The organism is Agrobacterium sp. GW821-FHT02D03, assembly GCF_059421725.1.
In genome coordinates this window covers 2127952-2154627 of sequence record NZ_JBWKVN010000001.1, presented here as the reverse complement: position 1 = coordinate 2154627, position 26676 = coordinate 2127952, and the positions used below count along the sequence as shown (strand labels likewise).

Below are 26676 nucleotides of genomic sequence, written 5' to 3'. Positions count from 1 at the left end.
TTCACACAGGATCAAACCGGCAGCGTTGCTTGCAAGCAACGCAATGACGCTCGGCATGGTGGTCGTCATCGTCGGCTACGCCGCGTTCATTCAATGGGTGTGGGGTTGGGGCACGATTATCGGCCTTTGGTCTCACGCCGGCTGGGGAACGATTGCTCTTGCTCTGTTGCTTCTCGTCGCCACCTATCTTCTACGCACCTGGCGCATTTACGACTACTTCCCGCGGGAAACGAAAAGCCGCTTTGCGACGCTTTTTCGTGTGGTCCAGCTCCACAACATTCTCAACATCATGCTGCCGTTTCGAAGTGGTGAGACCAGTTTTCCGTTGCTGATGAGGCGAGAATTCGGCGTCAATCTTCTGCGCGGCACTTCGGCCCTTCTGGTCATGCGGCTCTTCGATCTCCATGCTCTTCTGGCTGCAGCCGGAATGGGTTGGGCGCTGGAAGAAGGAAGCCTGTGGATATGGACCGGTTGGCTGGCATTTCTGCTTCTACCCGCGCTGGGATTTTTCGCGCGTGACCTCGCTTTCGGTCTCGTCGGTCGAAGATCGTCGACCAAGCTTGCCAAGGTCATTGCAGAGCTAAGGGCGGGCCTGCCGGTGGACGGTAACGCCTTTCTACGAGCGTGGGGTGCCACACTGATCAACTGGTTCGTCAAGATCGCCGTGCTGGCTTGGGTGTTGATGCTGATGGGGGAGATCACTCTCCCGGCGGGTTTTGGCGGAGCCCTCGGTGGTGAACTGTCTTCCGTGCTGCCGGTTCATGCACCAGGCGGCGTCGGCACCTACCCGGCAGGCATCACGGCAGGTGCGATCGGTTTCGGAGCGTCGGCGGAAGAGCACGCGCTATCGGTACTCGGCCAAGCGGCCGTCAACCTCCACCTGCTGGTTATCCTGTCGTCGCTGATTGGAACGGCTCTGGCGCTTTTCGTGCCGACGCGAAAATAGCGCCAGAGCAGAGACCTACTGGAACGCCGTTTCGTAGAAGCTTCTCAGCTTGCGCGAATGCAGTGTTTCCGTGGGCATGGCTGCGAGTTTCTGGACGGCGCGAATGCCGATCTGCAGATGTTGTGCCACCTGGGTGCGGTAGAACTCCGTTGCCATGCCGGGAAGCTTCAACTCACCATGCAAAGGCTTGTCGGAGACGCAGAGCAGGGTGCCATACGGCACGCGGAAGCGGAAACCGTTGGCGGCAATGGTTGCCGATTCCATGTCGAGCGCGATTGCGCGCGATTGCGACAGTCGCTTCACCGGGCCCGCCTGGTCGCGTAGCTCCCAGTTTCGGTTGTCGATGGTCGCAACCGTGCCGGTGCGCATGATGCGCTTCAGCTCGAATCCTTCATAGCCGGTGACTTCCGCCACCGCGCCTTCCAGCGCAAGCTGCACTTCGGCAAGAGCCGGGATCGGCACCCAGACGGGCAGGTCGTCGTCCAGCACGTGGTCTTCGCGCACATAGGCGTGGGCCAGCACGTAATCGCCCAGACGCTGGCTGTTGCGCAAGCCCGCGCAATGGCCGACCATCAGCCACGCATGCGGACGAAGAACGGCAATGTGGTCGGTGATCGTCTTAGCGTTAGACGGACCAACGCCGATATTGACGAGCGTGATACCCGCGTGCCCCTTCTTCTTCAGATGGTAAGCAGGCATCTGCGGCAGACGTCCAAGCGTCATGTCCGTTTCTGGCCGGTCCGATCCCGCATGGGTAATGATATTGCCGGGCTCCACGAAGGCGGTGTAGCCGTCGCCACCATCAGCCATCAGCTTGCGTGCCCATGTGGCAAACTCGTCGATGTAGAACTGATAGTTGGTGAAAAGCACGAAGTTCTGGAAGTGGTTCGGACTGGTCGCTGTATAGTGGCTGAGCCGCGCCAGCGAGTAATCGATACGCTGGGCGGTAAAGGGGGCCAGCGGTGCGGGCTCTCCCGGCACCTGATCGTATTCGCCATTGGCGATCAGATCGTCGGTGTTGTTGAGATCCGGCGTATCGAAGAGGTCGCGCAGCGGCACGTCTGAGAGCGAAGAGGCCGCGGATGCTTCCACATAGGCGCCCTCACCGAAGGCGAAATGTAGCGGAATGGGCGTAGCCGATTCGGAGACGGTGACGTGGACGCCGTGGTTCTTGATCAGAAGCCCAAGCTGTTCCTTCAGGTAATGGCGGAAAAGCTGCGGCCGGGTAATCGTGGTCGTATACACGCCGGGCGAGGTTACATGGCCATAGGAGAGGCGGGAATCGACATGTCCGAATGTCGAGGTCTCCATGCTGACCTGCGGATAACAGGCGCGGTAGCGACCCTCGATGGGTGCGCCCTTGGCAAGATCGGTAAAGGATTTGATGAGGAAATCGGTGTTGCGATGATAGAGTGCCGTCAGCGCGTCTACGGCCTCTTTCGGATCATCGAAAGTCCGTGGCGCAAAAGGCTCTGGCGTTATGAAGGCGAGGGGCGGAATCGTGTGCTTTGCTATTGTCATGGCCCATTATAGGGAGCCTATTTCGACAGGCAAGCGACAGAAATATGTGCATTTTGAAAAAGCCGGCAAAAACCGGCTCAGCCGATAGCCCCGCGCTGCAAGCTCATCAGCAACACAAAGCCGACACCTTTGGAGACCGGCCTTGGATCGGCCTTGTAGACGGCAAGCCCGGCAAATGGACCTAGAAAAACCGACGCCATGATGAACACCCGAAGTCCGGAGAAGAGGGCGTTGGAGAAGTTTCTGTTCATTGCCGGCCTCACAAGGTCACTTGGCAGCTGGGCGAAAAGCCATGCTGGCAGGTATAGGCAGTGCCGACACTGATGCGCTGGAAGCTGCGATTGGGATTGACCACGAGGGCGGCGAACGAGATGGCGAAAATCGCCATCAGAAGAACGATGATGCTGAAGCGACGTATCAAGATTGTCATGTCCATTCCCCTGTTGTTGCCGTCCCTTACTCTGGACATGACATTGCCACAGTTGGACTGAACCGACCCTGAGAGGCAGGTTCATGTGGGGTTCAGGGACGTTAACGGGGTTGCTAGTGGCGACGGGCGGGGAGGGTCAAGCAGTTGCAACGCTCGAACCTCGCATATATCGCTGTCGTCATGACAATAAAATCACGTCCCTACGTCGCGGGAGATTTCTCGTCCTGCCTCTCAATCTTCGAGAGCAATGTTCCGACGTACTTCGCGCCGGCCGAACGCGAGCAGTTTGTTCAATTCCTCGAGACGAAGGATCCGCTCCGCTATCTCTACTTCGTATCGACGTTGGATGGCGCAGTCGTCGCCTGTCACGGCCTCGAACTGGACGCAAAAAACAAACGGGCGTCGTTTGTCTGGGGAATGGTGGATCGAGCATTTCACGGAAGAGGTGTCGGAACCTGCATGACCCGTGACCGGATCAAGATTGCGAAGGAAACGCCCAACCTCGCCGAGGTCGTGCTTTCAACAAGTCAGCGGACGCATGGATTTTATGCACGCCACGGCTTTGTGGTCACGAAAATCACACCGGATGGCTTCGGGCCGGGGCTCGATTGTTATGATATGAGGCTCTTGCTTGTTTAAAGCGTGTCGCAATCCTTCAGATTTGCTCCTTAAGCTTTAGGTCCTTCTTTTATCGAATATGGTTATCGCAAAACCGGTGACCAGTTTTGCGCGACGAGCTCCAACTTAGTGGAGGGGAGGGAGCAAGAATGAGGACTTAGCCTTGGGACCTTTACCTCTCTGGCTCTTGGCTCTTCACCACAACAAAAAGGCGCCAGAACATGGCGCCTACTGAAGAGTGAACGAGCGTCGGCCTTAGCCGCCTCTCGATTTTGTACGTCGTGATATCAAGCCCGAGCTTTGGCTTTCTTCTTCGCCGGCGCGGCTGGCGTGACGATGACTGTCTCGGCTTCGCGCGCAAGGCGGGCTTCACGCAGCCGTTCGGTCTTCTTCAGGCGCTGTGCGGTTTCCGCAGCCAGAATCTGAGAAACGGCATCATTGGTTGCGGAGGCTTTTTGCTGAGGGGTCAGTTTGCCGGGCTTGAAGAATTCATCTTTCGTAGCGGTCATTTTGAAACCCTTTCATTGCGATAGAGCGCTGTGCGTCTCTCTAGACGCACAAAGGACGCTCCTACTTCAATCTACCCATCGTGTTTTCCGAAGATCGAGCTCGATTTTCGAACCGATGCGGTTGCTGTCAACGCGTGCGGACAGCTTTCTTCGGTGCAGGCAGAAGACCTTCACGCTGCATTTTCTTCTTCGCAAGCTTGCGATGGCGACGAACGGCTTCGGCCTGTTCGCGAACGCGCTTCTCCGAAGGCTTCTCGTAAGACTGGCGCGCACGCATTTCGCGTAGCAGGCCTTCGCGCTGCATCTTCTTCTTCAGTACGCGAAGCGCTTGATCGACATTGTTATCTCTAACGAGGACTTGCAAAGGCTTTTCCTAACTCGGTTCTACACCGCTATTTTCGTGTTCGGACGAGGTCGTGGTTGATCCAACCGCCCGGTTCGGAGACTTTGGTAGCAACGGCAACAGGCGTCTGCTTGGCCGTTGCCGCAAGATCGATATCGTCCTGACTGACCGTGCGATCAAAATTTTCGCCGTCGAGCCGAATACGGTAACGTCTGCTTCCCTGTGTTTCCGGCATTGCCGCGATAACCCGGGCGCTCTGCTGGGAGGCATGACCGCCGTTACTTCTGGGCTTCAAGACGATGATATTGCCGGTTTTGTAAGGCGTTTTTGGCATCAGGGTTCTCCTAAGCCATAAAGACAAAAGGCCGAGCTATAGGCCCGACCTTTCTTCAGTCACTCAGCGTCTGCTGCCAGTACATCCGTGGTCAGCGTCAGCGAGAGACAATTTATGCCGCCTGAAGATTGTCAGCAGAGTTCTTGCCGGACTTGCGGTCCTGGACAATGTCAAAGCTGATCTTCTGACCGTCGACGAGCGAGCGCATGCCCGCACGTTCAACAGCGGAGATGTGAACGAAAACGTCCGTGCTGCCGTTGTCAGGCTGAATGAAGCCGAAGCCCTTGGTGGCGTTGAACCACTTTACAGTACCAGTGTTCATAACGATTTCCTTTCGTAGCAATCGTTGTTTGTCCCGAAATACCTTGCGGGATTAGATCGATGTTTTGAGAGGAAATCCGACGGGAGCTAGGCTCTGGACCGACGTCACAAGCAATGGTCGATAAATTCAATATAGGCTCAATTTTCGGTTTTGCAAGGACGGAATGGAAATCAGCGCCAGAAACAGTCTCTTAAACTTTTCCCATAGCCGCTCGCATATCGCATCGTTTGGACCAGCCGTCGCGCGCAAAAAGATGTCGAGACGACTGGTACTATCACGGGTCGCTATCGTACCAGCCCGAAAACCGAAAACGATTTTTGAAGAGACGACGCACTTCAAAACAGCGAGAGCATCCCTTCCGCGCCCAGAAGAACGCAGGGTGCCCTACTGCTTGAAGACTTTCTGCAGGAAGGCCTCGAACGATGGACGCCAGACATCCATCTCATGGCCGAGGCCCTTATATTCCACGTATTCGTGTTTGATCTTCCTGTCGTCGAGGATGGTTTTCAGCCCGGCGATGTCCTTGCCGGTGACCTGATCTTCCGTGCCGACGGTGACGGTGAAATTGCGCAGGCCCTCGTTGATTTTTTCCGGCGTGCTGAGCGCGGCTTCCACGGCCTTGTTGGGCACCGTGGTGGTGGAAACGCCACTGAAGTTCGCAATCCAGCCAAACGTGCCGAGATGGGTCAGACCCGAGACGAGCGCTTGATAGCCGCCTTGCGACAGGCCGACGATCGCCCGCCCATCCGCATCGTCTCGCACGCGGTAATGCGCCTTCATATAGGGGATAAGGTCTTCTACCAGTTCGCGATCAATGGCGTCGGCATTGATAGGGTAAAAGGTCTTGCGTCGATCGGCAGCGGGGAAGTTTTCCGCGATTGCCTCCGGGATATCCGCTTCGGTATCCGGGATGACGACGATCATTGGCTCGATCTTTTTCTCCGCCAGCAGATTGTCGAGGATCTGCGGCGCGCGACCCTGCGCCACCCACGAGTCCACCGTGTCGCCAAAACCGTGATAGAGATAGAGGACCGGCAGCGGTTTAGTCTCCCCGTTATAGCCTGGCGGCGTATAGACATAGGTCTGGCGCTGCGACTTCAGCGCTTTTGATGGGATCGTCACCCGGCGCAACTCGCCATGGGGCACATCGCGGATATCGAGAAGGCTCCCCGGCACGAGAACAAGACTGGTGTTCACCTGACGCTGGGGCTTCGGCATATTTGTCCCGGTATCGATACTGCGGAAGCCATCGATGTTGAAGTAGTACTCATAGAGGTTAGGCTTTAGCGTCTCGGTCTTTACGCTCCACAGACCGTTGTCGGCCTTCTTCATTTCCATCGGCGCACGGGAGCCGAGCACGACAGAGACCGTTTTCGCCGATGGCGCGAAGAGACGGAAGGTTATGGAGCCGTCCTGTTCGACCGCGGTCACGAATTCATTCAAGGGCCGGTCGGCAGGTGGCGCCGCGGGTGGATCGATTGCCATGGCAGGTCCGCTCACGATGCAGGTGGCGACAAGAATATAGGGCAAAAGTAAACGCAACTCATTCTCCTCCAGTTCAAATACCCCCGGACGGAGACTGGCAGATCAACCTCGAGAGTTCAATGCGTTAGAAGGTTCTGATTTACGTGTGGACCTGAGCGGCGTGGCATTGTCCACCCGTCGAATATCCCAAGCCTCACGAACCTCCAACGTGCTGGAAACGTCAAGACTTGGCATAGTCGTTGGGTCTGCTGAGCAAAATGAGAAGAGGCGCCGCAATGAACGGCGCCTCCATGTCGTGTCGTCTTCTTGAGCCTTAGCCAATCATTGCATTGTCGTTTCGCTTGATCGCGATAACGGTCGAACGCGGCAGCTTGCCTTCGCCATCCGGGAAGGGGGCATCCGGATGCTGGATGCCGACGAAGTGGGTGCGCTTGTCGGCCGACCATGTCTGGCCGGTCACTTCCGAACCCTTTGGCGCCGTCAGGAAACGCTCGATGCGGCCGGTAACCGGGTCGCCCGCCAGCATCTGGTTGTTGCCCTGACCGGCAAACTGGCCTTCATTGCTGTCTTCGCCATCGGTCTGGATCCAGAGAAGGCCGGTGGAGTCGAACATCATGCCGTCCGGCGAGTTGAACATGTTGCCGGAGTTGATGTTGGAGGAGCCCGCATAGGCGTCCTTGTGCACATCCGGATTACCGGCCATGCAGAAGAGATCCCACTTGAACTTGCCGTCGGCGTGATCGTCATTGGCAGGATACCAGCGAACGATCTGGCCATATTCGTTCTTCTCGCGTGGGTTGGCGGCGTTGATAGCCATGACATCGCCACCGGCATTGGTGCGCATCTTGCCGTCCTTTACTTCGCCGCGGCGGCTGTTGTTGGTCAGCGCGCAATAGGCTTCGATGGCGACGGGGTTGATTGCGACCCATTCCGGGCGATCCATGGTCGTGGCGCCGACCTTGGAGGCTGCCTGGCGCGTAAAGACGGAGATTTCATCCGGCTTCATTCCGGTCGATTCCGGCGTCAGAGCCACCCACTCGCCATTGCCGTCATCGGTAAACTTCGCCACGTAAAGCGTGCCTTCGTCCAAAAGTTTCGAGGTGTCACCGCCTGGCACGTAGATGCCATTGGAGACGAACTTGTAGAGGAACTCGCCGCGCTCATCGTCGCCCATGTAAACCACGACACGGCCATCGCGCGCTATGACCACGGCAGCATTTTCATGCTTGATGCGGCCAAGTGCGGTGCGCTTGATCGGCGTGGAAGACGCGTTGGACGGATCGATCTCCACGACATAGCCAGCACGACGCGGCTCGTTCGGGTGCTTCGACACATCGAAACGCTCGTCGAATTTCTCGTAACCGTAGCGTGTCTCGGCGGCGATGCCGTAGCGCTTGTAGTCATCCGGCATTTTGAAGTTGGCATCGGTGGAGCCGAAATAGCCGTTGAAGTTTTCTTCGCAGGTCAGATAGGTGCCCCAAGGCGTGCGACCGGCGCCGCAATTGTTGAAGGTGCCAAGACAGTCGACACCCTTCGGGTCGGCTGCTGTCTTGACGAGATCGGAGCCAGCAGCGGGGCCCGAAAGCTTCATCGGTGTGTTGTGGTGAATACGGCGGTTGAACGGGCTATCGACGACGATCTCCCAGCCATCCTTGCCTTCCGCCACTTCCATGACAGTCACGCCCTGCATGTGCTGAAGGATCTTCACCTCATCCAGATTGGCGGGCATGCCTTTTTCGCGGTGGGGGAGGTTGGTTTCGTTGTTCACATATTCGTGGTTCACGGCGATCAACTGATGGCTACCCACCACGAAGAGTTCCATGCCGTCGGTATTCTCGCCGAAGACCTTATCGGAGTTCTCCAGGCTGACGCCCTTCGCGGGGTCGATATCCGGCACGTTCGGAAAGAGTGGCTGCCCCCACTTGGCAAGCGGTTTCCAGCTATAACCCTCCGGCACATGAACGGTGTGATCAGTCGCCGCTTGCACCGGCTTGAACGGGAAGCGGGAGGCTGCGTCCTGTGCCTGAGCGGACGTGGACGTCGCGAGATTGCCCAGCGTACCGAGAGCCGCGGCGGCAGACCCAAAGGCGAGCACACCGCCAAGGAAGCCGCGGCGCGAAATGGCGGATTCGACGACGCGGTCGAAATCCGTCACGGCTGGGGGCGGATTTTGCAGCTCGTCCCACTCGTCCCAGCTTAGCTTGCTTGTGTCGATATTGGTCATGGCGCTCTCCATTGTCGTCGTTTCGAACAATTCTAGAGAGGGCAACTAAAGCGGGTTTATCACAGCGATATGACAGACCCGCAGAGACGAAACGTCTTAGGGTTGTATCGGCCCTCCCTTTTAAGTCTCCGCGCTGGGCAGGTGACTGAGCGGCAAAGGGCCTTCAGATTTGACCGTCTGGATGGCAAAATTGCTGCGAATGTCACTGACGCTTGGAAGTTTCAGCAGGCGGTCCACCAGCAACCGTTCATAAGCTGCGAGATCGGGCACGACGACCTGCAAGAGAAAATCAGCCTCGCCGGAGACAAGATGGCATGAAATGACATCTGGCAGGACGGAGACCGCCTCTCTGAAGGCGGCGGCAGAAGCGTCCTGATGGCGCTCGATTTTGACGCTAACGAAAACCGTCAACCCAAGACTGAGGCCGACGCGGTCTAGGCTCGCATGATAACCCCGAATGACGCCTGCCTTCTCCAGCGCACGAACCCGCCGCAGACAGGGAGATGGCGACAATCCAACCTCTTCGGCAAGCTCGACATTGGTCAGACGCGCATCCCGCTGCAGCGCGGTGAGAATTCGGCGGTCAATCGCATCAAGTTTAAGATTTGGCATAAACCACCACAAATCGATCTATTATTGGCACAAACGGTGCTTCAACGTCATACCTACTGATACAGTTCGCAAGGACACGCCTCAAGTCCCTGATCTAGTTTGCGCCGACCATTATCTTGAGGCTTGACCATGAGCGAGTTCATTCTGTTCGTCGGCGCGCTGGTCGTCGTCTATCTGTTGCCGGGGCCAGACATGGTGCTTGTCCTGCAAACCGGTGCGAGTGCAGGGCGCGGTCCAGCTATCGCAACAGGCGCAGGTTTGGCGCTTGCAAGAGCCGCCCATGTGGCGTTCGCCGGCTTGGGGCTGGCGGCCTTGTTGACGACGAGCCCAATGGCATTCGAAGTGGTGCGCTTTGTCGGTTCCGCCTATCTTCTCTGGCTTGGTCTGGAGATTCTGAGATCGGAATATAGTGGAGATGACGCGATTCGGATCAACGGTCCGAAACAACCGTCCTCGCACGGCACGGCACTGTGGCGGGGCTTTCTCACCAATATTCTAAATCCGAAGGCGCTGCTGTTCTGCTCTGTCTTGCTGCCACAGTTCATTGTACCGGGCGAGCAGGGGCTGGGCGTTCAGTTTCTGATGCTGGGAATGACGTTGGTGGTTGTCGGCCTTGCCTTCGACCTGACCTATGCGACCGTCGGCTCGTTGCTGAGCGGCTGGATGTCGAGACGTCCACTTGCCCAGCGCGCGCAGAGCTGGACTTTCGCCGCCCTATTGATCGGGTTCGCACTTCGGCTGGTTCTCATGCCTCATCCCTAATGGGAGAGGGAATATCCGGAAACTGACTCACCCTTCTAAATGAAGAAGGGGCAGCCTTTGGCTGCCCCAGGTCTTTAAAGTCTTGTCCAGGTCTGCGACTTGCACAGCACCTTCAATACGCAACCCTTCATGCTGAGAGAGTTGCCTGATACGGTGCCGGAACCGCTATAGGTCTTGTCGTTGGCAGGATCGGTGATCTCGCCGGCATAGTTGTCGCCGCTTCCCGTCATTTTGCCGATCTGTTTGCCCGCATGCTTTCCGGTCTTCAGCGTCACGCAGAAGGCAGAGCCGCATTTGGCAATCGCTGCGGTCTCGCCGCTTGCCGTCTTCCAGTTGCCTTCGATGGCTTCGGCAGCAAAGGCACTGCTGCTGATCAGAAATGCCAGACCTGCGAGAATCGTCAATTTCTTCATATGGACCTCCCAATCCAAACCAGGCACGACAGCGCATCGTGGCCGTCAGCCTTCGCAACTCCCATGCGAATGCCAACCTTTATAGTTGACGTTCACGTAAAAGGAAACATGGGGCGGGGCCTCGTGACGAATTTTTTGACGCTCTCGATGCCGAAGATTGCTGCACTGAAAAATCGCGAGCTTCTGCCGTGGTTAGCAAAGCGTTTAAATCCATCCGTAAACTTTTCGTAAAATTGCGTGGAAAATCCTTAATTTGCAGGCCTTCCCATATTTAACAAAAATCCAACTTTACCAATCGTTTGGACTTTGTTTGGCCCCCGTTAATCATGGATTTTAAGCGCCCGTTGAAAGCCGTTTGGCATAGTGAGGTCAACAAAGAGCAGGGACAACCTGACGACAGCAGGAGACGAAAAAGCCGCAGAAGACGGCAGCGTCCCCAGGCTGAAAGCTTCCGCAGAGAAGCACCAAAAACAGGAAGAATACGGGCAAACAGGGACTAGAAAAATGGCAAGATTTGAAATGCGCGATATCGAGTTGGCAGTTGCCGGTGGACAAAGCCGCGCGGATGTCTTCTGCAATCTCGGCCTGATCTATGCGACAGGCCGGGGATGCCCGGTGGACCTCGTTGCTGCCCATAAGTGGCTGAACATTGCAGCCATCAAGGGTTCGGAAAGAGCAGCATCGTTGCGCGCCGATCTTGCCCGGAACATGACCAAGGCAGACCTCGCAGCAGCCCTTCGCGCCGCTCGAGATTGGATGACCACACACTAAATTCCAGGACAATTCAAAAAGACGGAGCGATCAAAAGATCGCCAATCGTTTCGACTGGTCCCTCCAGTCCCGGTCGCAACACCAGCCATACCCGCAAACGAAGACGGTAAAGCCGCACGCTTGCAACGAGATCAAAACCGTGACCGGCAGAAACAAGGCTGGCACGGTTTTTTCTTGTCTTGATATCAGCCGAGCGACTGGAGAACCTTGGGCAGAGCCTCTGCGAAAAGATCGAGCTTGTCATCAGGGCCAGCGCTGACACGGATGCAGCGATTGAGCGGCTCAACGCCTGGCATGCGGATGAAGACGCCGTGGTCCATCAGACCATCCACGATCGACTTCGCATAAGCGCCGTCCTTGTGGCAATCGATCGCAACGAAGTTCGTGGCGGAGGGCAGGGGCGACAGGCCGTTCTGGCGAGCAATGGTGGAGATGCGCTCACGTGCATTGGCGATACGCTTGACGACGTCGCGTAGATAGGCCTGGTCATTCAGGGCTGCAAGCGCTGCCGCGACGGAGACTCGCGACATGCCAAAGTGATTTCTAATCTTGTCGAAGGCTTCAGCATTACCCAGCGTACCGATCGCGTAGCCCACGCGTGCGCCTGCAAGACCATAGGCCTTGGAGAAAGTGCGCATGCGCAGCACATTCGGCATGCCGATCATGGCGCGAACGCTGGGAACGGCGCTCTCGGGCGCCGTTTCGCAATAGGCCTCGTCCAGAATCAACAAACAGGTTTCCGGCAGCGCCTTGGCGAATGTCAGAACCTCGTTTGCATCCCACCAGCTTCCCATCGGGTTGTCCGGGTTTGCAAAGTAAACCAGCGGCGCATTTTCCTTGATGACGAGATCGAGCAGACCGTCGAGATTTTCGTGGTCGTCGAGATAGGGCGTCGTCACCAGCCGGCCGCCATAGCCATTCACATGATAATTGAATGTCGGATATCCGCCGAAGGAGGTCACGACAGGTGTACCCGGCTCAACCACCAACCGGACGATTTCGCCGAGAAGTCCATCCACGCCGCTGCCAATGGCGATATTGCCGCGCGAAATCCCATGATGGATGGCGAGCGCTTCGCGCAACTCGTAATTCTCCGGGTCGGCATACATCCAGGTTTCATGCGCCGCATTGCGCATGGCTTCCAAGACGGATGGGGCGGGACCAAAGCCGCTTTCATTCGCGCCAATCCGCGCTTGTACCGCCAATTTACGGGTCCGCTCGATGGCCTCCGGGCCAACGAATGGAACGGTGGAGGGTAGCGAGGAGGCGAGAGGCGTAAAGCGCGAAAAGGCGGACATTTCAGTACGTTCCGTGGTTCTTGAGGCGGACGGGCTCACAATAGAAACAAAATCGGCCTGCGCAAGGCAGGCCGGGATGAATGCGACGGTTTTAGGCGAGTTTTTCGCGTCAGTCGAAGTCCGGGCTTATCAGAGCGATGTCTCGAAACTCAAGCGGCGGATGTGGTGCAAAAACTCCGGGTCAATCAGCATGTTGAACCCGACGGATGCATTCTCGTCTTCCCGGCGGATCAATGTGCAACCGATCTCATCGCGAATGCCGATAATTTCGAGGTAGAAATTACTGGGCAGATCGAGATGCGGACTGACTTCGATATCCGCGCCATAAAGAGAGATTTTGCGGATGAGGCAGCGCATCGTGTTGCTGGTACTGAGATGATGGCCGATGAATGTGATCTTGCCGGGACGGTCGATCACATACTTCTCATACATCTCGTCTTGCGGAACCGTATCCTTTGCCTTGATATCGATATTGAGTGTCATGACAACCTCCCGATTGTCTCTTCTCGTTCCTGAATGATACGCCTGCGACCTTGCCGGATCCTGAATGAAATCACTAGGAATCGATCCTTCTGTTTCGTTTCGGACTTTGCAATCCCGCCATCAGTCTCACCTGTCTCATCGCTAAAACACTATTGCATGCACAAGGTTGCGCAGGGCTTGTTTATCCACGCAGGCAAGAGCGTAAGCGCATGGTTGACGTGAAGCGTACTTGCCGTTACGCCTGCGCTGATATTCGAGACGACGGTTTGGGTGGAGCATCTCATATGGCAGGTAGATTGGTCATTGTCGGCGCTGGACAGGCAGCCTTCGCCCTAGCTGCCAAGCTTCGTTCTTTGAAGGACGATCGCCCTATCACCATCATCGGCTCGGAAGACGTGCTTCCCTATCAGCGTCCGCCGCTCTCCAAAAAATATCTCATGGGTGAGATGACCTTCGATCGACTGGAGTTTCGCCCGGCAGAATGGTTTGTTGAGAACAAAGTCGATATCCGCCTGTCGACCTGGGTGGAAGAGATCGACCGTGAGGCAAAGACCGTGCGGATGCAGGACGGCTCTCTGCTGGAATACGACAAGCTTGCACTGACGACAGGCGCTGCGCCGCGTGAGCTTCCGGCGGGTGTGGGCGGAGATCTGGAGGGCGTTCTGACTGTTCGCGATAAGCGCGATGCCGATCGTCTGATGCAAGAAATGCAGCCCGGGCGCCGATTGCTGGTAATTGGTGGCGGTTACATCGGGCTGGAGGCGGCTGCCGTTGCGCGCCAACTTGGGCTTGAGGTGACGCTGATCGAGATGGCGGATCGCATTCTTCAGCGCGTCGCCTCAGCCAAAACTGCGACCATCATGCGCGACATTCACGTCGCAAAAGGCGTTTCCATTCGTGAGAAAACGGGCCTCGTTCGGCTGGATGGGAAAGATGGACGCGTGACGAAGGCGGAGCTTTCCGATGGCGCAACGCTCAACGTCGATTTCGTTATCGCCGGCATTGGCGTGACGCCGAACGACCGCCTGGCTCGTGAGTCGGGTTTGCAGGTCGGCAATGGGATCGTTGTGGATGAATTCACCCGCACATCCGACCCAGACATCCACGCCATGGGGGACTGCACGCTTCTACCGATGGAGGGTGCTGTCGTTCGCCTCGAATCGGTGCAGAATGCGGTCGATCAGGCGGAAGCCGCAGCGCTGGTGCTCGCAGGGGAAGAGAAACCCTACCGACCGAAGCCATGGTTTTGGTCGGATCAGTATGAAGCAAAATTGCAGATCGCCGGCTTCAACGCAGGTTATGACGAAACAGTGCTGCGCCCGGGTCAACGCGAAGGCAGCCACTCCATCTGGTATTTCAGGCAAGGCCGCTTCATCGCTGTCGATGCCATCAATGATGCCAAGGCCTACGTCATCGGCAAGAAGCTGCTCGACGCTGGCGCGCAGCCGAACCGCGCTGCGCTTGATGACCATACCGCCGACCTGAAATTGCTTTTGACATGAGGACTGCCATGCCGACCCTTGAGAACCGCTTCAAGAACGCTATCCACCGGGGTGAACCACAGATCGGGCTTTGGCTCGATATGGGCGAGGCGATTACTGCTGAGATCGCCGGCACGGCTGGTTTTGACTGGCTCGTCATCGATGGCGAGCATGGTCCTAACGATCTGCGCAGCATTATAGAGCAGTTGCGCGCCCTCTCGACATCGCCGGCCGAACCCGTCGTGCGCGTGCCAACGGGTGAAAGCTGGATCATCAAGCAGATGCTCGACGCCGGTGCGCGCACACTTTTGGTCCCGATGGTGGATTCTGCTGATCAGGCCCGCGCTCTTGTATCCGCCATGCATTATCCGCCGCGCGGCATTCGCGGTATGGGTGCGGTTGTTGCCCGGGCGTCGGCGTTTGGCAGTGTCAGTGATTACAATCAAAAGGCTTCGGACAATGTCTGCCTTCTGATTCAGGCGGAGACGCGCGCCGCGATTGCTGATCTCGATAACATTCTTCAGGTCGAAGGTGTGGATGGTGTCTTCATCGGCCCGGCCGATTTGGCGGCTGATATGGGATATCTCGGCAAGATCGATGAGCCGGAGGTCCAGAACGTCATTGAGGGAGCGATTCGCAACATTGTTGCGGCAGGCAAGGCTGCCGGGATTTTGACCTTCAACGAGACCTACAATAAGCGCTATCTCGAGTTGGGTGCGTCATTTGTTGCGGTGGGTGCCGACGTCTTCGAATTCTCGAACGTGCTCCGCCAACTTGCATCTCGCTACAAGGGTGGCACGGCGGTGCCGAAGCCGTCTGGCTACTAAATGTCAGTCGTCATTGGTGGCGTTCAGCTTTTCCGGCGGAATGCCTTCCTGGCCGGACGCCAGATGTCCTTCCGCAATCAGCCTTTCGCGGAGAATGCGAGCAATTGCTTCATCCTTAGTCACACCGCTGTCTCGCGCAAAGGCGGCCAAGGCGTTTTCAATCTCCTGAGAGAATTGCACTTCACTCCTCCATTCCAAAATAAAAATAGGGCAGGAAGGCGTTGCCTTCCTGCCCTTGAACTAGACGCTGTTAGCGCCAGCGATACAGGCTGCTGCTTTTGTGCTGAGTCGAGGCATTTGCCACGAAATAGCCAAGAGCAAAGCCGAGCGCGCCAACAACTGTCAGAACGGATGTTGCTGTCGCGGGGTTTTCCCTGACCGCTTCCACCACATTTTGGCTTTGCGCCTTCACGGTTTCTGCCGCACTGTGTGCTGCACGCTGTACGCGACCCTTTGCTTCATCCACAAAGTCAGACGCCTCTTCGGAGATCGCGCCTGCACGGGACGACACCGACTTGGAAAGAGACGCGATCTGGGAGCGAAGTTCCGAGATCTGGCTTTCGAGAGAATCATCAACAACGTTCAATTTGGTCTGTGCCATCTGAAATCACCTCATGTTGTTTCCGAGGCGATAACGCTACCAAACTCGATAATGTTCCATAGCGGACGAAGGTGAAATGGTCGCTACTTTGGGCCGGAGGGGGATATCTGATTCTACGGCGTTCCCTCGCAGGACACCATATATTGCGTGACGCTGGCGTATTGGTCTGCGTTTTGTCTCTTGCGCTCAGAATTTTCGACCAAGCCTGATCGAGTGAGTGTCGTGAAATTCGATATTGAATGGATCAGGTAATGCTCAGTGGTGAGGCCCTCTTTGCGTTCGAACACATAACTACAGAGAAGACCACCTTTGTCGGTGGCCTCGTCGCCGAGGAACGAAGCGCATTTGAGTTCGACGACTTGCAAGCTGCCGTCCGCAGCGATGTAGCTGAAGACCCCAGTTGAGCCATTCACTAGCAAAGACTCTTTCTGCCCGTACGGATCAGGACCGATTTTAGTGCGCTTAAGCTCCGCTGCAGCGCTGCCAAACGAGGCGAGAAACAACGTCATCGTCATAACGTTTGCCGGTTACGCGCCTACGTATGGAAGATGCACGAAACAAGCCCTAGCGCATCTAACTTATGCTGCAACCCGGTACCGCTTTTTTTAATGTTCTTTAATGGGAGGAAGGAAGCCGGAATCATCGGTGTTCCCTTTGCTGCTCCATAACCAACTGACCCTATCGGGCCCGGTCAACAAGGGTGGATGATATTCAGGTACAGGGTGCGTGTGCCAGAATACTTGTGAGAGATGCGTATCGGAGTGTCTTATTGAAATGCACTCTAGCCGCTCGGCGAGAGATTGTCACCTACGTAGGTGCAAACTGTGACCTATGCCTTCGGTCCGGACAATTGGGGAATGGCGGAGAGGAAGGGATTCGAACCCTCGATACGCTTTTGACGTATACTCCCTTAGCAGGGGAGCGCCTTCGACCACTCGGCCACCTCTCCGGTGCCGCCTGATTATTGCGTAAGAAAAACGAATGCAAGCGCTTTTAATGAGAGTGTGGAAAAAGACCTGCCGACAAGCCAGTTTTCCCTCTTAACAACTCCAAGGGTAACTCCGAATCTCTACGTTCGCGACGAATCGAGTCGCCGCTCGAAACGATTCCATGCTGAGAGAGATCGCGATTCACGCACTTTCACTCGCACATAGGGATATTGCGTTACCGCACTGGCCATCAGAAAGGCCGTCAAGTTCCCCTTCAGGCGCTGGCCATCGCTGCCTTCGGCCGAAGTGGCAACGTTGGTCGCAGTCCATGTTAAGCCTCTAATACTCAAGCTTTATCGTTGTTTTTATTAACTATTTGTTAAATCATTGGACGGTACCGCGCCACTAAATGTGTTGTTTAAGCAACATGGTTATCTGAAGCATCTAGTTATAGCGGTCATAAATCTCTTTGCCGATTGCGCCCCGCGAAAGCTTTTGTATTTTCAGCAACGGAAGCGCGGCGGTGGATCGCTCGTTTTCGAAAAACGGGAATGGGGCAGGGAATGCTGTCCTTCAGCTTAAGAACCCAGACCCTTATGAAACTTGACTGGAGGTCAACATGAACATCAAGAGCCTTCTCATCGGCTCCGCTGCAGCTCTTGCAGCAGTATCTGGCGCAAAGGCCGCTGACGCGATCGTCGCTGCTGAGCCTGAGCCCCTGGAATACGTTCGCGTTTGCGACGCTTTCGGCACTGGCTTCTTCTACATCCCCGGCACCGAAACCTGCCTGAAGTTCGGCGGTTACGTTCGTTTCCAGACCGACATCAATCGCGGCACTGGCTTCGGCGTAAACACGAACAACCGTACGTCTGACTGGAACTCGTTCACGCGCGCTCAGTTCGAAGTTGACACCCGCACCGACACCGAGCTCGGTGCCCTGCGTGGCTTCATCGGCTTCCGCGGCAACGCTGACGGCAGCTCTGCTTCTTCTTCGTCTGTCTTCGTTGACCAGGCCTTCATCGAACTCGGCGGCCTGAAGGTCGGTAAGTTCTACAACTGGTGGGACGATGGTCTCTCTGGCGAAGCTGACGTTCTCGCGACCAACACCTTGTTCAACTCTATCCGTTACACCTACGACGCAGGCTCTTTCTGGGCTGGCGTTTCGGTTGACGAACTTCAGGGCACCGACGGTCAGTTCCGTCGCGTTACTGGTCCAGCCGTTGGTGGTTTCTTCCCGCTTGCTCAGGACGAAGTTGACAACAACGTTGGCGTTTCGGCTGGCATCGGCGCGAAGCTCGGTGGCGCAACCCTTCAGTTGATCGGCGGCTACGACACCGACCTGGAAGAAGGCGCTGTTCGTCTTATCGCTACGGCTGATATCGGTCCTGGCACACTCGGCCTGGCTGGAGTTTGGGCTTCCGGCGCAAACGCTTACTACGCTCAGTCTGAATGGGCAGTGGCTGCTGAATACGCTATCAAGGCAACTGACCGCCTGACCATCACCCCAGGTGGCCAGTACTTCGGTAATGTTTCCGACACTGTTGTCACGAGCGGCGCAGGTATCGTCGGCGGTGCCGTAGGCGTAGTTCCAACTGGCCTCGCAATTGTTACCAACGACTTCTCGAGCCGTGACGCTTGGCAGGCTGGCCTGACCGTTGATTACAAAATCACAGAAGGTCTTTCCACCAAGGTTGCAGTTAACTACTACGACGAAGACGATCGCTCCTCCTCTTGGAACGGTTTCGTTCGCCTTCAGCGCGCGTTCTAATCTGAACTAACGCATGTCAGTTACAAGAACCCGGCTTTCGAGCCGGGTTTTTTTATTTTGCTGACGTGAGCGAACGTCGCCAGGCTATTAAGGGTCTCTTAACAGGTTCCGCTTTGTTGCGAAATATGTAGCGAAACGGCAACGGTTCGGTGAAAGGCAGGCGTAACTGTGACGAAATGTTGCCTTATCAATTGCGCGAATCCGTCATCTTGGCTCTAATCAGCGTCACAGGAGCACAGCAGTTCACGCTATCCCGCCCGCTCCTTCGACACTTTGACTGGAGGTCAACATGAACATCAAGAGCCTTCTCATTGGCTCCGCTGCAGCTCTTGCAGCAGTATCTGGCGCAAAGGCTGCTGACGCGATCGTCGCTGCTGAGCCAGAGCCCCTGGAATATGTACGCGTCTGCGATGCCTTCGGCGCTGGATTCTTCTACATCCCAGGCACCGAAACCTGCCTGAAGTTCGGCGGTTACGTTCGTTTCCAGACCGACATCGACCGCGGCACAGGCTTCGGCGTCAACACCAACAACCGTACGTCTGACTGGAACTCGTTCACACGCGCCCAGTTCGAAGTTGACACGCGCACAGACACCGAACTCGGCGCTCTTCGCGGCTTCATCGGCTTCCGTGGCAACGCTGACGGTAGCTCTGCTGCTTCTTCGTCTGTCTTCGTTGACCAGGCGTTCATCGAACTCGGCGGTCTGAAAGTCGGTAAGTTCTACAGCTGGTGGGATGATGATCTCTCTGGTGAATCCGATGTTCTGTCCACGAACAGCCTATTCAACTCTATTCGTTACACCTACGATGCAGGCTCTTTCTGGGCTGGCGTTTCGGTTGACGAACTCCAAGGCACAAACGGTCAGTTCCGTACCGTTACTGCTGCAGGCCTTACTCAGGAAGCTGACAACAATGTCGGCGTTACCGGTGGTATCGGTGGCAAGCTCGGTGGCGCTGCTTTTCAGCTGATCGGCTCCTACGACGTTGACCAGGAAGAAGGCGCTGTTCGTCTTATCGCTACGGCTGACCTCGGACCCGGCACCCTTGGCCTGGCTGGAGTTTGGGCTTCTGGCGCGAACGCTTACTACGCCCAGTCTGAATGGGCAGTTGCTGCTGAATACGCTATCAAGGCAACCGACAGGCTGACAATCACTCCAGGTGGTCAGTACTTCGGTAATGTTTCCGATACTGTTGTCACGACCGGCGCAGGTATCGTCGGCGGTGCCGTAGGCGTAGTTCCAACTGGCCTCGCAATTGTTACCAACGACTTCTCGAGCCGTGACGCTTGGCAGGCTGGCCTGACCGTTGATTACAAAATTACGGAAGGTCTTTCCACGAAGGTCGCAGTTAACTACTACGACGAGGACGACAGCTCTTCTTCTTGGAACGGTTTCGTTCGCCTTCAGCGTTCGTTCTAATCTGATCTAACGTCAGTCAGTTACAAGAACCCGGCTCTCAAGCCGGGTTTTTTGCTGCATCCGTGGCGGTATCATTACGCAGTTCACTTATGATCACATTTCGTTGTGCTAGCGCCACAGTCTGAAAAGAAGAAGATGATAAGGTCCCCGAATTAACTCAATGCGTGTTGCGCTGCGATGCTTCTTTGCGTCTACTCGAATTTAAGAAGCAACGCATGTTTGCAATTTGCCCGCTGCTTCTCCTGATTCGCTTGGAGATCGATATGCACATCAAGAGCTTTTTGTTTGGTGCCGCCGCTGCACTTGCAACCGTGTCTAGCGCGCATGCCGCCGACGCCATCGTCGCTGCTGAGCCTGAGCCTCTGGAATATGTACGGGTTTGCGACGCCTTCGGCGCTGGTTTCTTTTATATTCCAGGCACAGAGACCTGCCTGAAGTTCGGCGGTTACATCCGCTTTGAAACAGATTTTGGTCGCAACGAATCGGGCACGTCGGATTGGGATAGCTTCACACGCGCCCAGTTCGAAATGGACGTTCGCTCGGATACCGAACTTGGCGCCCTGCGCGGCTTCATCGGCTTTCGTGGTAACGCCGACAGCGGCTCCGCTGCTGCCTCCGTTACTAACACAGCCGACACCGGTTCCGCTCTCTTTGTCGATCAGGCTTTCATCGAACTCGGCGGCCTGAAGGTCGGTAAGTTCTACAGCTGGTGGGATGACGATCTCTCCGGCGAGACGGATCTTCTCTCATCCAACACGCTGTTCAACTCCATCCGCTATTCCTACGATGCCGGCGCCTTCACGGCTGGTATCTCGGTTGATGAGCTGGAAGGTATCACTTTTGTTGGTGACACCAACAGCGACAATAACGTCGGTATCGCTGGAAGCCTTGCTGGGAAATTTGGTGGTGGCAGCCTGTCGCTCATCGGCGGCTACGATACCGATCGCGAGGACGGCGCTGTCCGCCTGATCGGTGCTTTCGATGTCGGCCCGGGCGCATTCAGCTTTGCTGGCGTTTATGCTTCCGGCGTCAACGCCTATTACGCGCTCTCAGAGTGGGCGGTTGTTGCAGAATACGCGTACAAGGTCACCGACAAGCTGACCATCACGCCTGGCGTGCAGTGGCTTGGCAACGTGGCGACGAAGGATGCGGCATTCGACATCGTCAACACCGGCTGGTCCAACAATGATGCCTGGACCGCAGGTCTGACGGTTGATTACAAGGTGGTGGACGGTTTCACTACGAAGGTGACTGCAAACTATTATGACGAAGAAAACCGTCCGGAATTCTGGACAGGCTTCGTTCGTCTTCAGCGCGACTTCTAATTTTACGTATGACGCTATGACAAAGCCCGGCCTCGCGCCGGGCTTCTTGTTTTGGAAGGCTTGAATAGTTGGCCATCAAGGGCCGGGCCGCGGATCAGCGTGTTTGCGGATATGAAAGCCGTCACGCTCCTCTTCGTCATATTGCGCTGAATGAGTCACAGTTTCATCGATTTGACAGGCGCCAGAATACGAAGCTCGTGTGCGCGTAATGAATTACAATTGCAACGCGCTTCATTCCCTACGCAAGCGGCGGAGTCATCGTCGAATGATGAGCGGATCAGGAATCCTACGCCGTCAACCTGCTCGGCCGTTGCGTAAATCGTTGACGATGTCGGCTTGCTGGCCAAGCCTCGTTTTATAGACCTGATAGTTTTCCATCACACGCTGAACGTAGTTGCGCGTCTCGGGGAACGGGATACGTTCGATCCAATCCACAACCTCATCGATCGGTTTTCCGCGCGGATCCCCGTAACGGGCGATCCATTCCGGCACGCGCTTCGGCCCGGCATTATAGGCGATGAAGGTGAGGATGTAGGAGCCGCCGAAGCTATCGATCTGCTCACCGAGATAGTGAGCGCCGAGCGTGGCGTTATATCCGGCGTCCGTGGTCAGTTTCGCTTGCGTATAGGCCATACCATGGCGGCTGGCGACACCCTTAGCCGTTCCCGGCAGAAGTTGAAGAAGACCGCGCGCATTGGCAGGCGAAACGGCCGCCGGGTTGAAGGCGCTTTCCTGTCTGGCAATGGCATAGGCAAGGGCCTTGCCTGATCCGGAAATATTGGCGCTCACCGGGATGACGCCGATGGGGTAGGCGAGGGCGGCGGCATCAATGCCGCGGCTGAAAGCCGTCTTGCCGATCTGTAAAGAGACCTGGTGATTGTTGTTACGCTCGGCGCGTGACGCGAGGATTGCCAATTCACCAGGGCTGTCGATCTGCTCCGCCAGCGCGCGGTAAATCCCGTCGGCGCGCCAGCTATAGCCCGCCGCCTCCAGCCGTTCGATGGCACGCACCGCTTCGCGGCCAGCAAAGCGATCGCGGTCGGCAGCACTTGGCGAGGGGTAGGTGACGTTGAGCGTCGTCACGCCGATGCGTGCGGCAGCAAGCTGGCCATAAAAAGTACCGGGATGAGATGCGGCCTTGGAGAAATAGTCCCGCGCCTGGCCCGGTCCGCCGGCCTCGGCAGCACGTCCAAGCCAGTAATAGGCGCGGGACGCGGAAAGAGGTCGATTGGACGCGGTAAGAAGGGCGTTGAAGTGCCGTGCGGCAAGTGCCGGGTCGTGCATCGCGCGTAGAGCGTACCACCCAGCATGGAACTCCGCATCTGCAACATCGACGGGCGAGGCTGCGGAATGGTTGGCCGCCACGCGATAAGCGCCCTGGAAATCACCGAGATCCGCAAGTCCCCGGGCGATGATCCGGCGTTCGTTCCACCACTCTCCAGGATTGACAAGCTTGCCGCTCTCCTTCGGTGCGCGCGCCAGAAGTTTTGCAGCGTCTTCGTATTTTTGCTGATGACGGAGGTTTTCGATCTGGGCGAAGAGATAGACAGGATCGTTGCGCCAGGAGGCTTCGACGGCATTCAACAATGCTGGCGCATTGTTGGCGCGTTGAAGAACGGCAGCCCAGGCTTTGTACAGCGACTGCGCCTTGCCGAGATCGCCAAACCGTTTGGCCTGGCTCACGCGGCTGCGATACATGAGGTAGTCCATCCGGGCCTTATGATCGGCCGGCGACAGGACGCCACCGAATTCGGCGATCACCCGATCTTCCAGATCGGTATCCATGCCTTCGCTCACCCACAGCTGGCGGATGAGTTGCTGGGCTCGCGCAGCGTTGCCGGATGAGGTGAGCGCCTGAGCCAGCGCAATCGCACCCTCCGGCGTTTCGGGTCTGGACGAAGCAAATGCGGTCAGCACCTGCGCGGCGGAGGGATTTTCCCGCAGCATCGCGCGCTCAGAATTGGCTCTTAGCGTAGAAAGGCCCGGCCAGCCTTCAAGCTCCCGTTGAGCGGCCGTAATTTCGGCCGAGGAAACATCCCGCTGGCCGGATATGGCGATAGCCCAGGTCAGGATGTGGCGATCAAGGCTGGTGGCTGGCAGGCTGTTGCGAATAGCAATTGCCCCACTGGCGTTTCTGTTGGATAGCGCGTCGAGGCCCGCTTTCAGTTGAGACACGTCAATCGGGTTTGCCGGCCGGATGATCGAGCCCGTTACCTCAGGCGAGGCGGGCAGGAACGCCGGAACGGCAGGGGCGTTGGGACGCGCGAAGGGCAGGGGAACGACACCTTCTGACGCCGGTCCCGCCCACGCACCCCAAACGGTTGCAACCACGCCCGCTGCCATCAAACCAAAAACTGCTGTTTTCTTCATCCCTTACTCACCAGCGGACAATATCGAACACGATTGCAGCCCTATCTCAAAAGACACGAAACTGTGCCTTAGAGCGCCGTGCGTCCTTTTGTATGCACTAAGGACGCTCTCACTCTTCGAAACGACGCATCGTGCTTTTCCGAAAAGCGATTCCGATTTTCGGGCCGATGCTTTAGCGCCATCCGCGTTTCCCGTCGCCCATGCGCGCGAGGCCCCATAGAATGTCGCCCTTGCATCCATTAGCTGCTTGCAGCCTTAACGAAACCTTAACCGAACGCCTCGCATTCGATCAAATTTCGGTAACATTGCGCTCATCAAACGCTTCAAACCAATCATCTGTGTAATGACGCTGGATGCCGGTCCAAGCCAATAAACTATTTGCGTTTCCTGGACGAAAGCCTCGGTTAAACGCTTGTGGGGCGACTGGCTCCCAACTAATGTGACAACCGTTTTAACCACGGAATGCGGCTGAAGCATGGACTGGCTTACCGCAAGGAGTTTTGCATGTTCAAGGGATCTATTCCCGCCCTGATTACGCCGTTCACCGCCGATGGCGCAGTGGACGAAACGGCTTTCGCCGCCCATGTGGAGTGGCAGATTGCCGAAGGCAGCAGCGGCCTTGTGCCCGTCGGCACCACGGGAGAGTCACCGACCCTGTCGCATGACGAGCATAAACGTGTGGTCGAGTTGTGCGTCGAGGTCGCGGCGAAGAGGGTCCCTGTCATTGCCGGTGCTGGCTCCAATAATACCAGTGAGGCGATCGAGCTTGCACTGCACGCGCAGGAAGTCGGCGCAGATGCGCTTCTGGTCGTCACGCCCTATTACAACAAGCCGACGCAGAAGGGGCTCTTCGCGCATTTCTCCGCTGTCGCGGAAGCGGTCGATCTCCCCATCATCATTTATAATATTCCGCCACGCTCGGTGATCGATATGACGCCGGAGACGATGGGCGCGCTCGTCAAGGCGCACAAGAATATCGTTGGCGTCAAGGATGCCACCGGCAAGCTTGATCGCGTTTCCGAGCAGCGCATTCATTGCGGCAAGGACTTCGTGCAGTTGTCGGGAGAAGATGGCACGGCGCTCGGTTTTAACGCCCACGGCGGCGTCGGTTGCATCTCGGTCACTGCCAACGTTGCGCCGCGCCTCTGTGCCGAGTTTCAGGCGGCGATGGCTGCCGGCGACTACGCGCTGGCACTCGACTACCAGGATCGTCTGATGCCGCTCCATAGGGCCATCTTCGTGGAGCCCGGCGTCTGTGGCACAAAATACGCGATCTCCCGGACGCGCAATGGGAGCCGCAAGGTCCGCTCGCCACTGATGGACACGTTGGAGCCATCGACAGAAGCGGCAATCGATGCAGCCCTCAAGCATGCAGGATTGGTGGGCTAAGCACGCCAAAGCGCCTGTGTGGATGTGATAAGACGGATGCGCGCAAGCCGCGCATCTTCACTTTCGGCACCGCTTTGATTACATAAGCGCCGAAAGCCGCACATTACTCAATGTGCGGGCAGAGAAGTGGATCAGGATATGGCCCCCAAAGGCAGCCAGCGCATCGTAAACAAGGTCGTCGCGGAAAACCGCAAGGCGCGCTTCAATTACGAGATACTCGACACCTATGAGGCGGGGCTGGTGCTGACCGGCACCGAGGTGAAGTCGCTGCGCGAGGGCAAGGCCAACATTGCCGAATCCTATGCGTCTGACGAAGGCGATGAGATCTGGCTGATCAACTCGCACCTGCCTGAGTATCTCCAGGCGAACCGCTTCAATCATGAGCCCCGCCGCCGTCGTAAGTTGCTCCTCAACAAGCGGGAGATCAATCGTCTGCGTGCCGGGATCAACCGTGATGGCATGACGTTGGTGCCGTTGAAGATCTACTTCAACGACAAGGGGCGCGCGAAGCTCGAACTGGCCTTGGCGAAGGGCAAAAAGCTCCACGACAAGCGCGAGACCGAGAGGGAGCGAGACTGGAACCGGCAAAAATCCAGGCTGCTGAAAACAGGCGGTTGAGCAGAGCGTGCGACTAACGTTAAGGCCGCGCCTATCGAGTCGCAGCCTCGCAGCTCGGCGTCTATTTGTTAATAGATCATTATCTATGGCCGAAAGTTTAAAGTCGGCTGACCAAATTCATTGTTACCATTGGAAAAGGAAACGCTAGGAGAGAGTGCCTCAAGGCTTCTCGCATAGGATGATTCTTTTCCCGGTGTCTAAGTAATGTAAAGACGCGTATTATGAGCCATACGACCTTTCGCCTTGTCTCTATGGATCGAAACTGCGCGAAGATAGTTCAATACATTCTAATTTATAATAACCTAAAAAACGGGGGCTGTGGAGCGGTCTCGCCTCCGTCTCAACCCGGCTAGAAGGGCGTGCTCCGATGACTATCATTCGCTTCATTCTCTGCCTCCTGTTGTTCGGTGTTTCCTCTGCGGGCGTGTATGCCAAAGACTTTCCGGCGCCCAAGGGAAAGCCGATCCTCACCATCTCAGGCAATATCGCCAACACCAACGTCAACGGCACGGCCCAGTTCGATCGTGACGCGCTGGAAAATATGGGGTTGGTTACCGTGGAAACCCAGACACCATGGTACGAGACGCGTGTTCGTTTTGAAGGTGTTTCCATGGCGAAGCTCATGGAGTTCGTGGGCGCCAAGGGAGAAACCGTAAAGGCCGTGGCGCTGAACGACTATGTCAGCACGATTCCTGTTAAGGATTTCACCCAGTACAATGTCATTCTTGCCATGAAGCGAGACGGGGAATATATGCAGGTTAGGGATAAAGGACCGCTCTTCATCATATATCCCTATGATAGCATGCAAGAACTTCAGTCGCAGACCTACTACACGCGCTCCGCTTGGCAAGTGGCCAAACTCATAGTTGAATAAAGGTGA

At 56.5% G+C, this 26676-nt stretch carries 29 protein-coding genes and 1 tRNA gene; 12 read left to right on the top strand and 18 right to left on the bottom strand.

Translation table 11 applies throughout. The features are described from left to right. The first annotated feature begins 43 nt into the window (after positions 1 to 43). On the top strand, positions 44 to 946 hold the full coding sequence (locus AC07U5_RS10270) for a lysylphosphatidylglycerol synthase domain-containing protein (protein WP_494723284.1): 903 nt from the start codon (positions 44 to 46) through the stop codon (positions 944 to 946). 15 nt (positions 947 to 961) lie between these two features. On the opposite strand, the gene amn is transcribed toward AC07U5_RS10270, so the two are convergent. From amn to AC07U5_RS10255, 3 genes are all read right to left on the bottom strand, one after another. Next, positions 962 to 2467: an AMP nucleosidase gene (gene amn, locus AC07U5_RS10265; protein WP_494722928.1), complete on the bottom strand. Its 1506-nt coding sequence runs from the start codon at positions 2465 to 2467 to the stop codon at positions 962 to 964. Between the two features lie 77 nt (positions 2468 to 2544). Next, positions 2545 to 2718 carry a hypothetical protein gene (locus tag AC07U5_RS10260; protein WP_165457048.1) on the bottom strand — a complete coding sequence of 58 codons (174 nt, stop codon included), beginning with the start codon at positions 2716 to 2718 and terminating at the stop codon, positions 2545 to 2547. 8 nt (positions 2719 to 2726) lie between these two features. Then, entirely contained in the window at positions 2727 to 2897 is a 171-nt protein-coding gene (locus tag AC07U5_RS10255; protein ID WP_494722927.1) for a hypothetical protein, read from the bottom strand. Positions 2898 to 3041: 144 nt separating this feature from the next. Between AC07U5_RS10255 and AC07U5_RS10250 the strand changes: the two genes are divergently transcribed. Continuing rightward, positions 3042 to 3536, top strand: coding sequence for a GNAT family N-acetyltransferase (locus AC07U5_RS10250; RefSeq protein WP_112518925.1), 495 nt, complete (start codon positions 3042 to 3044; stop codon positions 3534 to 3536). 266 nt (positions 3537 to 3802) lie between these two features. Here the strand turns inward: AC07U5_RS10250 and AC07U5_RS10245 are convergent, their stop codons facing one another. The 7 genes from AC07U5_RS10245 to AC07U5_RS10215 all read right to left on the bottom strand — a co-directional run bounded on the left by AC07U5_RS10245 (position 3803) and on the right by AC07U5_RS10215 (position 9344). Further along, entirely contained in the window at positions 3803 to 4024 is a 222-nt protein-coding gene (locus AC07U5_RS10245; protein ID WP_062425697.1) for a hypothetical protein, read from the bottom strand. Between the two features lie 127 nt (positions 4025 to 4151). Next, on the bottom strand, positions 4152 to 4388 hold the full coding sequence (gene rpsU, locus AC07U5_RS10240; protein ID WP_062425696.1) for a 30S ribosomal protein S21: 237 nt from the start codon (positions 4386 to 4388) through the stop codon (positions 4152 to 4154). 28 nt (positions 4389 to 4416) lie between these two features. Continuing rightward, positions 4417 to 4701 carry a hypothetical protein gene (locus tag AC07U5_RS10235; protein WP_062425695.1) on the bottom strand — a complete coding sequence of 95 codons (285 nt, stop codon included), beginning with the start codon at positions 4699 to 4701 and terminating at the stop codon, positions 4417 to 4419. A gap of 112 nt (positions 4702 to 4813) precedes the next feature. Beyond that, positions 4814 to 5023, bottom strand: coding sequence for a cold-shock protein (locus AC07U5_RS10230; RefSeq protein ID WP_062425694.1), 210 nt, complete (start codon positions 5021 to 5023; stop codon positions 4814 to 4816). A 384-nt stretch (positions 5024 to 5407) separates the two neighbouring features. Further along, a complete protein-coding gene (locus AC07U5_RS10225) occupies positions 5408 to 6565 on the bottom strand; it encodes an esterase (RefSeq protein ID WP_494722926.1) in 1158 nt (385 codons plus the stop codon). A 256-nt stretch (positions 6566 to 6821) separates the two neighbouring features. Continuing rightward, positions 6822 to 8732, bottom strand: coding sequence for a PhoX family protein (locus tag AC07U5_RS10220; RefSeq protein WP_494722925.1), 1911 nt, complete (start codon positions 8730 to 8732; stop codon positions 6822 to 6824). A 120-nt stretch (positions 8733 to 8852) separates the two neighbouring features. Further along, positions 8853 to 9344 carry an Lrp/AsnC family transcriptional regulator gene (locus AC07U5_RS10215; protein WP_313060979.1) on the bottom strand — a complete coding sequence of 164 codons (492 nt, stop codon included), beginning with the start codon at positions 9342 to 9344 and terminating at the stop codon, positions 8853 to 8855. A 129-nt stretch (positions 9345 to 9473) separates the two neighbouring features. Between AC07U5_RS10215 and AC07U5_RS10210 the strand changes: the two genes are divergently transcribed. Next, positions 9474 to 10106 (top strand): LysE family translocator, encoded by a 633-nt coding sequence (locus AC07U5_RS10210; protein WP_130978580.1) that lies wholly within the window; start codon positions 9474 to 9476, stop codon positions 10104 to 10106. 74 nt (positions 10107 to 10180) lie between these two features. Here AC07U5_RS10210 and AC07U5_RS10205 read toward each other — a convergent pair whose 3' ends face one another. After that, entirely contained in the window at positions 10181 to 10519 is a 339-nt protein-coding gene (locus AC07U5_RS10205) for a DUF2147 domain-containing protein (protein WP_062425689.1), read from the bottom strand. 504 nt (positions 10520 to 11023) lie between these two features. Between AC07U5_RS10205 and AC07U5_RS10200 the strand changes: the two genes are divergently transcribed. Further along, a complete protein-coding gene (locus AC07U5_RS10200; protein WP_062425688.1) occupies positions 11024 to 11290 on the top strand; it encodes a sel1 repeat family protein in 267 nt (88 codons plus the stop codon). A 185-nt stretch (positions 11291 to 11475) separates the two neighbouring features. On the opposite strand, the gene AC07U5_RS10195 is transcribed toward AC07U5_RS10200, so the two are convergent. Then, positions 11476 to 12588, bottom strand: coding sequence for a pyridoxal phosphate-dependent aminotransferase (locus AC07U5_RS10195; protein ID WP_130978579.1), 1113 nt, complete (start codon positions 12586 to 12588; stop codon positions 11476 to 11478). A gap of 129 nt (positions 12589 to 12717) precedes the next feature. After that, positions 12718 to 13071: a hypothetical protein gene (locus AC07U5_RS10190; protein WP_062598278.1), complete on the bottom strand. Its 354-nt coding sequence runs from the start codon at positions 13069 to 13071 to the stop codon at positions 12718 to 12720. Between the two features lie 284 nt (positions 13072 to 13355). Between AC07U5_RS10190 and AC07U5_RS10185 the strand changes: the two genes are divergently transcribed. Together AC07U5_RS10185 and AC07U5_RS10180 are read left to right on the top strand one after the other, a co-directional pair. After that, positions 13356 to 14573 (top strand): NAD(P)/FAD-dependent oxidoreductase, encoded by a 1218-nt coding sequence (locus AC07U5_RS10185; protein ID WP_494722924.1) that lies wholly within the window; start codon positions 13356 to 13358, stop codon positions 14571 to 14573. Between the two features lie 8 nt (positions 14574 to 14581). Then, positions 14582 to 15379, top strand: coding sequence for an aldolase/citrate lyase family protein (locus tag AC07U5_RS10180; protein ID WP_494722923.1), 798 nt, complete (start codon positions 14582 to 14584; stop codon positions 15377 to 15379). A 3-nt stretch (positions 15380 to 15382) separates the two neighbouring features. Here the strand turns inward: AC07U5_RS10180 and AC07U5_RS10175 are convergent, their stop codons facing one another. From AC07U5_RS10175 to AC07U5_RS10160, 4 genes are all read right to left on the bottom strand, one after another. Further along, on the bottom strand, positions 15383 to 15559 hold the full coding sequence (locus AC07U5_RS10175) for a hypothetical protein (RefSeq protein WP_494722922.1): 177 nt from the start codon (positions 15557 to 15559) through the stop codon (positions 15383 to 15385). A gap of 70 nt (positions 15560 to 15629) precedes the next feature. After that, positions 15630 to 15980, bottom strand: a complete 351-nt coding sequence (locus AC07U5_RS10170) for a hypothetical protein (protein ID WP_062425683.1) — start codon at positions 15978 to 15980, stop codon at positions 15630 to 15632. Positions 15981 to 16093: 113 nt separating this feature from the next. Beyond that, positions 16094 to 16495, bottom strand: coding sequence for a hypothetical protein (locus AC07U5_RS10165; RefSeq protein WP_494722921.1), 402 nt, complete (start codon positions 16493 to 16495; stop codon positions 16094 to 16096). Positions 16496 to 16838: 343 nt separating this feature from the next. Next, positions 16839 to 16929 (bottom strand) — tRNA-Ser (locus tag AC07U5_RS10160). Between the two features lie 599 nt (positions 16930 to 17528). On the opposite strand from AC07U5_RS10160, the gene AC07U5_RS10155 reads away from it, so the two are divergent. The 3 genes from AC07U5_RS10155 (at position 17529) to AC07U5_RS10145 (ending at position 21419) form a co-directional block, all read left to right on the top strand. Then, positions 17529 to 18677 carry a porin gene (locus AC07U5_RS10155; protein ID WP_494722920.1) on the top strand — a complete coding sequence of 383 codons (1149 nt, stop codon included), beginning with the start codon at positions 17529 to 17531 and terminating at the stop codon, positions 18675 to 18677. 289 nt (positions 18678 to 18966) lie between these two features. Next, positions 18967 to 20094 (top strand): porin, encoded by a 1128-nt coding sequence (locus AC07U5_RS10150; protein WP_494722919.1) that lies wholly within the window; start codon positions 18967 to 18969, stop codon positions 20092 to 20094. Positions 20095 to 20357: 263 nt separating this feature from the next. After that, entirely contained in the window at positions 20358 to 21419 is a 1062-nt protein-coding gene (locus AC07U5_RS10145) for a porin (RefSeq protein WP_494722918.1), read from the top strand. A 294-nt stretch (positions 21420 to 21713) separates the two neighbouring features. On the opposite strand, the gene AC07U5_RS10140 is transcribed toward AC07U5_RS10145, so the two are convergent. Beyond that, entirely contained in the window at positions 21714 to 23789 is a 2076-nt protein-coding gene (locus AC07U5_RS10140; protein WP_494722917.1) for a lytic transglycosylase domain-containing protein, read from the bottom strand. 504 nt (positions 23790 to 24293) lie between these two features. Between AC07U5_RS10140 and dapA the strand changes: the two genes are divergently transcribed. The 3 genes from dapA (at position 24294) to AC07U5_RS10125 (ending at position 26670) form a co-directional block, all read left to right on the top strand. Next, positions 24294 to 25178, top strand: coding sequence for a 4-hydroxy-tetrahydrodipicolinate synthase (gene dapA, locus AC07U5_RS10135; protein ID WP_494722916.1), 885 nt, complete (start codon positions 24294 to 24296; stop codon positions 25176 to 25178). 138 nt (positions 25179 to 25316) lie between these two features. Next, the gene (gene smpB, locus AC07U5_RS10130) at positions 25317 to 25796 is read left to right on the top strand and encodes an SsrA-binding protein SmpB (RefSeq protein ID WP_062425680.1); all 480 of its coding nucleotides are present in this window, start codon (positions 25317 to 25319) and stop codon (positions 25794 to 25796) included. Between the two features lie 367 nt (positions 25797 to 26163). Then, positions 26164 to 26670, top strand: coding sequence for a putative pterin-binding protein (locus AC07U5_RS10125; protein ID WP_113226993.1), 507 nt, complete (start codon positions 26164 to 26166; stop codon positions 26668 to 26670). The last annotated feature ends 6 nt before the right edge of the window (positions 26671 to 26676 follow it).

What these genes read in the sequence shown, in the direction of transcription:
- AC07U5_RS10270 (WP_494723284.1), top strand. Translation starts at nt 44, where the DNA reads ATGACGCTCGGCATGGTGGTCGTCATCGTCGGCTACGCCGCGTTCATT.
- amn (WP_494722928.1), bottom strand. Translation starts at nt 2,467, where the DNA reads ATGACAATAGCAAAGCACACGATTCCGCCCCTCGCCTTCATAACGCCA.
- AC07U5_RS10260 (WP_165457048.1), bottom strand. Translation starts at nt 2,718, where the DNA reads ATGAACAGAAACTTCTCCAACGCCCTCTTCTCCGGACTTCGGGTGTTC.
- AC07U5_RS10255 (WP_494722927.1), bottom strand. Translation starts at nt 2,897, where the DNA reads ATGACAATCTTGATACGTCGCTTCAGCATCATCGTTCTTCTGATGGCG.
- AC07U5_RS10245 (WP_062425697.1), bottom strand. Translation starts at nt 4,024, where the DNA reads ATGACCGCTACGAAAGATGAATTCTTCAAGCCCGGCAAACTGACCCCT.
- AC07U5_RS10235 (WP_062425695.1), bottom strand. Translation starts at nt 4,701, where the DNA reads ATGCCAAAAACGCCTTACAAAACCGGCAATATCATCGTCTTGAAGCCC.
- AC07U5_RS10230 (WP_062425694.1), bottom strand. Translation starts at nt 5,023, where the DNA reads ATGAACACTGGTACTGTAAAGTGGTTCAACGCCACCAAGGGCTTCGGC.
- AC07U5_RS10220 (WP_494722925.1), bottom strand. Translation starts at nt 8,732, where the DNA reads ATGACCAATATCGACACAAGCAAGCTAAGCTGGGACGAGTGGGACGAG.
- AC07U5_RS10215 (WP_313060979.1), bottom strand. Translation starts at nt 9,344, where the DNA reads ATGCCAAATCTTAAACTTGATGCGATTGACCGCCGAATTCTCACCGCG.
- AC07U5_RS10210 (WP_130978580.1), top strand. Translation starts at nt 9,474, where the DNA reads ATGAGCGAGTTCATTCTGTTCGTCGGCGCGCTGGTCGTCGTCTATCTG.
- AC07U5_RS10205 (WP_062425689.1), bottom strand. Translation starts at nt 10,519, where the DNA reads ATGAAGAAATTGACGATTCTCGCAGGTCTGGCATTTCTGATCAGCAGC.
- AC07U5_RS10200 (WP_062425688.1), top strand. Translation starts at nt 11,024, where the DNA reads ATGGCAAGATTTGAAATGCGCGATATCGAGTTGGCAGTTGCCGGTGGA.
- AC07U5_RS10195 (WP_130978579.1), bottom strand. Translation starts at nt 12,588, where the DNA reads ATGTCCGCCTTTTCGCGCTTTACGCCTCTCGCCTCCTCGCTACCCTCC.
- AC07U5_RS10190 (WP_062598278.1), bottom strand. Translation starts at nt 13,071, where the DNA reads ATGACACTCAATATCGATATCAAGGCAAAGGATACGGTTCCGCAAGAC.
- AC07U5_RS10185 (WP_494722924.1), top strand. Translation starts at nt 13,356, where the DNA reads ATGGCAGGTAGATTGGTCATTGTCGGCGCTGGACAGGCAGCCTTCGCC.
- AC07U5_RS10180 (WP_494722923.1), top strand. Translation starts at nt 14,582, where the DNA reads ATGCCGACCCTTGAGAACCGCTTCAAGAACGCTATCCACCGGGGTGAA.
- AC07U5_RS10170 (WP_062425683.1), bottom strand. Translation starts at nt 15,980, where the DNA reads ATGGCACAGACCAAATTGAACGTTGTTGATGATTCTCTCGAAAGCCAG.
- AC07U5_RS10165 (WP_494722921.1), bottom strand. Translation starts at nt 16,495, where the DNA reads ATGACGATGACGTTGTTTCTCGCCTCGTTTGGCAGCGCTGCAGCGGAG.
- AC07U5_RS10155 (WP_494722920.1), top strand. Translation starts at nt 17,529, where the DNA reads ATGAACATCAAGAGCCTTCTCATCGGCTCCGCTGCAGCTCTTGCAGCA.
- AC07U5_RS10150 (WP_494722919.1), top strand. Translation starts at nt 18,967, where the DNA reads ATGAACATCAAGAGCCTTCTCATTGGCTCCGCTGCAGCTCTTGCAGCA.
- AC07U5_RS10145 (WP_494722918.1), top strand. Translation starts at nt 20,358, where the DNA reads ATGCACATCAAGAGCTTTTTGTTTGGTGCCGCCGCTGCACTTGCAACC.
- AC07U5_RS10140 (WP_494722917.1), bottom strand. Translation starts at nt 23,789, where the DNA reads ATGAAGAAAACAGCAGTTTTTGGTTTGATGGCAGCGGGCGTGGTTGCA.
- dapA (WP_494722916.1), top strand. Translation starts at nt 24,294, where the DNA reads ATGTTCAAGGGATCTATTCCCGCCCTGATTACGCCGTTCACCGCCGAT.
- smpB (WP_062425680.1), top strand. Translation starts at nt 25,317, where the DNA reads ATGGCCCCCAAAGGCAGCCAGCGCATCGTAAACAAGGTCGTCGCGGAA.
- AC07U5_RS10125 (WP_113226993.1), top strand. Translation starts at nt 26,164, where the DNA reads ATGACTATCATTCGCTTCATTCTCTGCCTCCTGTTGTTCGGTGTTTCC.